Source organism: Micromonospora rosaria, from assembly GCF_001567585.1.
GTDB lineage: Bacteria > Actinomycetota > Actinomycetes > Mycobacteriales > Micromonosporaceae > Micromonospora > Micromonospora rosaria.
Map to the genome: position 1 here is coordinate 1 of NZ_LRQV01000253.1, position 4,061 is coordinate 4,061.

The window sequence follows — 4,061 nt, forward strand, 5'->3', positions numbered from 1 at the left end:
CCGCGCGGCGCGCCGCTACGGCTGCTGACCAGGGGACGAACGGGGACGCAGTCCGTGCACGGGATCGCCCGCACGATCTGGACCAGCCGGGGCACGAGACGCGGCCCGGTCAGGCGAGTCCGGGCCAGGCGGCGGGAACGGGCCCGGTCGGGCCGGCGGCGGGTGCCCCCGTCGGCCGACGACCGGGCCGGGGAACGGTCGGATGGCGGGCGGCAGCGCTCAGGGGCGGGCGGTGTGCGCGGCGAGCACGGTCAGCAGGTGGGCGACCTGGGCCGTCCGGGACCGGTCGATCCGGCTCGCCAGGTCCCGCACCGCCGGGTCGCCACCGGTACGCAGGTGCGCGCGGGCCAGTTCGGAGGCGGTCTGCTGGTGGGCGACGAGCAGGTTGAGCAGGGCGGCGTCGAACCGGTCGGGGCCGGTGGCGCGCAGCCGCGCGATGTCCTCGGGGCCGGTGGCGGGCTCGATCCCGCCGTCGCCGTGCCCGCCGTGGCCGGGATGCCCGCCATGTCCCGAGTGGTCGCCAGGACTCGGCTGGTCGCCGCCGCCGGCGTGGTCGCCATGGCCCGGGTGCCCGCCGTGGCCGGTGTGGTCGCCGGGAGCGGGCGACCGGGGTCCGCCGGTGGCGTTCGGGGCAGCCAGCCAGGCGCGCATGGTGGCGAGTTCGTCGGTCTGGGTGGTGTCGATGGCGGCGGCGAGGGTCCGCAGGGCGGGGTCGCTGGCGCGGTCGGCCGCCAACCGGGCGATCTCCAGGGCCTGCTCGTGGTGGGTGAGCATGGTCCGCAGGTACGCGACGTCGGCGGCGGTCAGGGCGGTGGTGACGGTGGCCGCCGGCGTGGGCACGGATGCGGGCGCGGGCGGGGGCGCGGCGGCGCAGCCGGCGAGCAGCAGCAGCCCGCCGAGGGTGGCGGCGATCCGGACACGGGTCATGGGGTTCTCCGGTGGTGGGGCCGAGACACGCCGGTGGGGCGGGCCCGTCCAGGTACGGGCCCGCCCCGGGTCGTCAGACCTGCGTCCAGAGCGCCGGGACATGAGGCGGTTCCCAGCCGGGGATCGCGGTGTGCGGCTGCCGGCAGCGGTAGGTGAGTCCGTTGTAGGTGACCTGGTCGCCGACCCGGTACGCGGTGCCGCTGGCCCAGGTGCCGCCGGTGCTGGGCGGCGGGGTGGTGGAGGCCGGCGGGGTGGTCGGGGCGGGCGGGGTGGTCGGCGGGGTGGTCGGGGTGGGACCGCCGCCGCCCCCGACGTTGACGTCGACGCACGAGTAGAAGGCGTTGGCGGTGTCGGAGATGTTCCAGACGGCGAGGATCTTCTGCCGTCCGGAGTAGCCACCGAGGTTGACGGTGTGCGACGCGGTGGCACCGGGCTGGCGACCGCCTCCGTCGAAGCTGGCGACCCGGTTGTTGCCGACGTAGTACTCCCAGTTGGCGGTGGCGTGCCGGGCGGTGAAGACCCAGTTGAAGGTCACCGAGGTGCCGACCGAGGTCGCCGGCCAGCCCTTGCTCTCGTTGTCCAGCACCGCGAAGATCGCGTTGCCGCCGCTGCAACTGCGCAGCCCCTTCGGGCCCTCGACGCTCTGCGGCTCCCACTGGATCTGCCCGCAGTTGGTGACCTTGCCCTGGGCACACAGCGCCTGCCGGCTCGGCGGAGCGGAGACGTAGCCGTGCGCCTGCGCGGGAGCGGCCAGGGCCAGTGAGGACACGACGGCACCCGCCGCCACCAGTGGAACCGTGACTGTTCGTCGCATGGGGACCTCCTGCGTGGAGTCGGAGAGGTATGGGCGCGCCCCAGTGCGCCCAACATAAAGTAAACATTCTTAACAGTAAATACCCCGCTTCGAAAATATCGACGAGGCTCGAATCCAGGGTGGCGCGTGGCGCGCGTCGGGGCCGGTCACCGCGTCGGGGCCGGCCCGCCCCCACCCCGAATCGCCCGGAGCGGTGGGCGCTTTCACCCTTTCAGTGGCTATATGAGAAGAATGTCGCCTAGATGCCCGTACGTCTCTTTAGGCTCTAGCTGCCGTCCCCCACCGATCCGCACCGAAGGAGCCTTGATGCGAAAGAAACTGCTCGTCGCCACCGTCGTGGGTGTGGCCGCGTCCGTCGTGCTCGGCGCGCCCGCCCACGCGGAGGACACGATCGTCACGCTGACGGTGGACGCCACCGGCGGCCTGTCGATCACCGTGCCCGCCACGGCGAACATCGGCCACGGCGTCGAGGGGGCGTCGGTGTCCGGCCTGCTCGGCCCGGTCACGGTGCTGGACCAGCGGTCGTCGCTCACCCCGAACTGGACCGCCTCCGTCATCTCCACCGACTTCGTCACCGGCGACGGCAGCTCCGGCGAGACGATCCCGAACATCAACGTGAGCTACTGGTCCGGCCCCGCCACCGCCACCGCCGGCACCGGCACCTTCACCCCCGGCCAGCCGGGCCCCGCCAACCAGCAGATCATCAACGTCCCCCGCACGGCGTTCAGCAAGGCCGGCGGCACCGGCAACAACTTCGCCACCTGGAACCCGACCCTGGTGGTGAACATCCCGCCCGCCACCGTCCAGGGCACCTACCGCGGGACGGTGACACATTCGGTGCTCTAGGCCGCTCGGCCGGCTGGTGCCGCTGGCCTCCGTCGCCCTCCTGGCGCTCGGGGTGCCGGCGGCGCCGGCCGTTGCCGTGCGGGAGCAGCAGGCACCCGGGCGGGACCGGGAGGGGATCGGCATCCGCCTGGTGGACGTCCCCGCCGCGCGGGTCGACGATCCCCGCGCCCGGGTCTACATCATCGACCACGTCAAGCCCGGCGCGACCATCAACCGCCGGGTCGAGGTCCACAACGGCTCGGCCGCGCGCCAGCGGATCGAGTTGTACGCCGGGGCCGCCACGATCGAGGGGACCACGTTCACCGTGCCCGAGGGGCGTGACGGCAACGAGCTCAGCGACTGGGTGAGCCTGGAGACGGCACGGCTGACCCTGGCGCCGGGCGAACGCCAGCCCGTCGAGGTCGACATCGAGGTGCCCCGGACCGCAGCCGAGGGGGAACGGTACGGCGCGATCTGGGCCCAGGTCTCCAGCGCGCCGGAGCAGGGCGGCAACGTGACCCAGGTGCACCGGGTGGGCATCCGCCTCTACCTTGACGTCGGCCCCGGTGGCGAGCCGCCGACCGACTTTCGGATCGACGACGTGACGGCGGAGCCGGGGCCCGGCGAGGTCCCGATGGTCACCGCCCGGGTGACCAACACCGGGGGGCGGGCGCTGGACATGACCGGCACCCTGACGTTGACCAAGAAGTCGATCCGGGCCGGGCCGTTCCCGGTCACCAACGGGGTGACGGTGCCGCCCGGCCAGAGCGGACGGGTGCAGATCGAGATCACCCAGTCCCTGCCGGACGGCGTCTGGGACGCCCGGCTGGTCCTGGCCAGCGGCGCGGTGGAACGGACCGCCGACGGGCGGATCACCCTGCCGGTCGCGTCGCGCGCGGCGATGCAGACCGCGACGCCGGGTTGGCTGGTGTACTCGCTCGGCACACTGGTGGCGCTGGCGGCCGTCGTGGTCTTCGTGGCCTGGTCCCTCGCCCGCCGGCGGTCCCGTCGCCGGCTCCCGGCTCCCGCCTGACCGCCCCGGCCGGCCCCTGTTCCCCGGCGGCCACCGGTCGAGCCGCGGACCGTGACCGGCCCGCCACCAGGCCGGGCCGCGTCATGTCACCCCGCACGAAACCGAGATTCCTCCACAAAAGGGCATATAGGATCAGTTTCACGTCGCCCTGAGGATGATTCCGGCGGGCGGCGCGTCGAGGATCCTGCCGGGCCCGCTCCGGCCGGTCGCGTCCACCCGGTTGGAGGTCGTCATGACGGTCCGGACCCGCACCGTTGTCCCGCCGCCCGGGTGGCCCACCGCCGCCCTGCTCGCGGTGCTCCTGCTCGCCGCCGGCCTGGCCGCCGTCGGGTCACGGAGCACCGACGGCGGGCGACCGGCCACCGTCCTGGCGGCACGGGCCGCGCCCGCGACGACCGCGCCGGACGGCTCGACCGGGGTCATCCTCAAGGTGGTGCCCCACCCGTCCGGCAGCCCCACCCC

At 74.0% G+C, this 4,061-nt stretch carries 5 protein-coding genes; 3 read left to right on the top strand and 2 right to left on the bottom strand.

Annotation, left to right across the window (positions count from 1 at the left end; genetic code table 11):
• Positions 1–219 precede the first annotated feature (219 nt).
• Both AWW66_RS31565 and AWW66_RS31570 read right to left on the bottom strand, forming a co-directional pair.
• Complete coding sequence (locus AWW66_RS31565) at positions 220–927, bottom strand: DUF305 domain-containing protein (protein WP_067374339.1); 708 nt, start codon at positions 925–927, stop codon at positions 220–222.
• 73 nt (positions 928–1,000) lie between these two features.
• A complete protein-coding gene (locus tag AWW66_RS31570; protein WP_067374342.1) occupies positions 1,001–1,741 on the bottom strand; it encodes a lytic polysaccharide monooxygenase in 741 nt (246 codons plus the stop codon).
• 306 nt (positions 1,742–2,047) lie between these two features.
• On the opposite strand from AWW66_RS31570, the gene AWW66_RS31575 reads away from it, so the two are divergent.
• The 3 genes from AWW66_RS31575 to AWW66_RS31585 all read left to right on the top strand — a co-directional run.
• On the top strand, positions 2,048–2,587 hold the full coding sequence (locus AWW66_RS31575) for a hypothetical protein (protein ID WP_083979279.1): 540 nt from the start codon (positions 2,048–2,050) through the stop codon (positions 2,585–2,587).
• Between the two features lie 16 nt (positions 2,588–2,603).
• Positions 2,604–3,599: a hypothetical protein gene (locus AWW66_RS31580; RefSeq protein ID WP_083979281.1), complete on the top strand. Its 996-nt coding sequence runs from the start codon at positions 2,604–2,606 to the stop codon at positions 3,597–3,599.
• A 232-nt stretch (positions 3,600–3,831) separates the two neighbouring features.
• Positions 3,832–4,061: hypothetical protein (locus tag AWW66_RS31585; RefSeq protein WP_211272168.1), on the top strand; the 230-nt coding region annotated here is incomplete at its 3' end.